This window comes from Streptomyces sp. NPDC002785 (genome assembly GCF_040295565.1).
Taxonomy (GTDB): Bacteria; Actinomycetota; Actinomycetes; order Streptomycetales; family Streptomycetaceae; genus Streptomyces.
Genome location: NZ_JBEOVN010000383.1, coordinates 1 through 2859, shown reverse-complemented (window position 1 = coordinate 2859; position 2859 = coordinate 1). Strand labels below are relative to the sequence as shown.

At 69.5% G+C, this 2859-nt stretch carries 2 protein-coding genes; both read right to left on the bottom strand.

Features of this window, described 5'->3' with window-relative positions; translation table 11 throughout:
* Window positions 1-2178, bottom strand: a 2178-nt coding sequence (locus ABTZ94_RS37180; protein ID WP_351207835.1) for a type I polyketide synthase, incomplete at its 3' end; no start/stop codon positions are given.
* A gap of 223 nt (window positions 2179-2401) precedes the next feature.
* Window positions 2402-2859: acyl carrier protein (locus ABTZ94_RS37175; protein WP_351207833.1), on the bottom strand; the 458-nt coding region annotated here is incomplete at its 5' end.

Below are 2859 nucleotides of genomic sequence, written 5' to 3'. Positions count from 1 at the left end.
CTGCGGACCGTTGAGCGCGGCAATGCTCACACCCTCGGTCAGCAACGGCACAACCTCGTCCTCCGACGCCTGCACCGCGATCATCGCGCCACCGGACGGGAGTTGCTGCATCAGCTGGCTGCGGGCTGCCACCAGTGCAGCGGCGTGCGTCAGCGACAGCACCCCGGCGACATGGGCGGCGGCCAGCTCACCGATGGAGTGGCCGGAGAGGAAGTCGGGCTTGAGGCCCCAGGACTCCACGAGGCGGAACAGGGCCACCTCGACGGCGAACAACGCGGGCTGGGTGTAGCCGGTGCGGTCCAGCAGTTCCTTGTCGTCACCGAACAGCACCTGCTTCAGCGGCCGCTCCAGGAAGCGGTCGAGCTGGGCGCAGACGTCGTCCAGCGCCTTGGTGAAGACCGGGTACGTCTCGTACAGCTCGCGGCCCATGCCGAGGCGCTGGCTGCCCTGGCCGGTGAAGAGGAAGGCGAGCTTGCCCTCGGCGGCCGTCCCCTCGGTCAGACCGGGGTGGGTCTGTCCTTCGGCCAGCGCGCTCAGGCCCGCCAGAAGCTCGTCGTGGTCGGCCGCGACGAGTACGGCGCGCCGGTCGAGGGCGGCGCGGGTGACGGCCTGCGAGTAGCCGAGGTCGGCCAGGCTGCCGGTGGAGCGGCCGGACGTCAGCCGGGTGTGCAGTCGGGCGGCCTGGGCGCGCAGCGCGCCCAGGTCCTTGCCGGACAGTGCGACGGGGGTGAGCGGCAGCCGTGCGGGCGCCGTGGCCTCGCCGGCGTCGTCCGCCGGTTCGTCGGTCGCCCGGGGCGGTGCCTGCTCGATGATGGTGTGCGCGTTGGTGCCGGACATGCCGAACGAGGAGACGCCCGCGCGGCGCGGCTGACCGGTCTCGGGCCAATCGCGCGCCTCGGTCAGGAGCTCGATGTCTCCGGACGCCCAGTCCGCGTGCGGGGTGGGCTCGGTCAGGTGCAGCGTCTTGGGCAGCACACCGTGCTTCAGTGCCATGACCATCTTGATGACGCCGCCGACACCGGCGCCCGCCTGGGCGTGACCGATGTTGGACTTCACGGAGCCGAGCAGGAGCGGTCTGCCCTCGGGCCGGTCCTGACCGTAGGTGGCCAGCAGTGCGTCGGCCTCGATCGGGTCGCCGAGCGCGGTGCCGGTGCCGTGCGCCTCGACGGCGTCGACCTGGTCCGGGGTGAGCCGGGCGTTGGCCAGCGCCTGAAGGATGACGCGTTGCTGGGACGGGCCGTTGGGCGAGGTGAGGCCATTGCTGGCGCCGTCCTGGTTGACGGCGGTGCCACGGACGACGGCGAGCACGGTGTGGCCCTTGCGCTGGGCGTCCGAGAGCCGCTCAACCAGCAGCACGCCCACGCCCTCGCCCAGGCAGAAGCCGTCGGCCTCCGGGGCGAAGGGCTTGGAACGACCGTCCAGGGCGAGCCCGCGCATCTTGCTGTAGTCGACGAAGACGCCCGGGGCGCACATCACGGTCGCGCCGCCGGCCAGCGCCATGGCGCACTCGCCGTTGCGCAGCGCCTGCACCGCCAGGTGCAGCGCCACCAGCGACGAGGAGCAGGCGGTGTCGACGGTGGCAGCGGGACCTTCGAGGCCGAAGGTGTACGACAGTCGGCCGGAGGCCACGCTCGCGGCGTTGCCGGTGCCGAAGTAACCCTCGAAGTTCTCCGTGGAGCTGAGGATCGCGGCGAGGTAGTCGTGGTTGCTGGTACCGACGAAGACGCCGATCTGCTGGCCGCGCACCGACGTCGGGTCGATACCGGCCCGCTCGAACGCCTCCCAGGACGTCTCCAGCAGCATGCGCTGCTGCGGGTCCATGCTCAGCGCCTCGCGCGGGCTGATACCGAAGACGGACGGGTCGAAGTCGGCGATACCGTCGACGAATCCGCCCTCGTGCACATAACTGGTGCCGGGGTGGTCCGGGTCCGGGTGGTACATCGTCTCGACATTCCACCCGCGGTCCACGGGGAAGTCGCCTACCGCGTCCACGCCCTCACTGACGATCCGCCACAAGTCCTCGGCGGAGCGCACACCTCCGGGGTATCGGCAGCCGATACCCACGATGGCTATGGGGTCGTGATTCTTCGCCTCCGCCTCACGCAGGCGAAGACGAGTCTGATGCAGATCCGCCGTTACCAGCTTGAGGTAGTCCCGCAGCGTCTCTTCATTCGCCATTTAACGCAACCCATTTACGGCAGACGACATCGGATAATAATCAATTATTCGACTTCTCGGCGAGAGGCTATGGCCGGACTAACCCTCCCTACAACCCCTAACTGCCCCCTATCACCCCCTGACGATCGGGGAGCGATAAGGGGCAGCAGACAGGAAGAGCCTTATACGAGAGCGCAGGAAATCCTGACCGACAATGAGAGGGGCGTCAATAGCGGAGTTTCCATCAGGACCTTCCGAGCCCCTTGTTAATGAAAGCGAAAAGCTCTTCGTCGCTGGATGACTGGAGCTCTTCGACGACCTCCGTGGCCCCGGCCGCCGCTGCCGGGGCCTGGTCGGCGGGCCCGGCGTCCGGGCCCTCGTTCCACTTCGCCAGCAGTGACTGGAGCCGCATCGTGATCCGGGCCCGGGTGACGTTGTCCGGGGCGCTGCCGGCGAGCGCCGTCTCCAGTCGGCCGAGCTCTTCCAGCACCGGGGCCCCGGTGGCCGCCTCGTCCGGCACCACTTCGGCACGCAGATACGCGGCCACAGCGGCCGGGGTGGGGTGGTCGAAGATCAGGGCTGCCGGCAGCTTGAGTCCGCTGGCGGCACCCAGCCGGTTGCGCAGCTCGACCGCGGTGAGCGAGTCGAAGCCCAGCTCCTTGAAGGCTCGCCCGGCCTCGATCGCCGCGGCGTCGGCGTGCC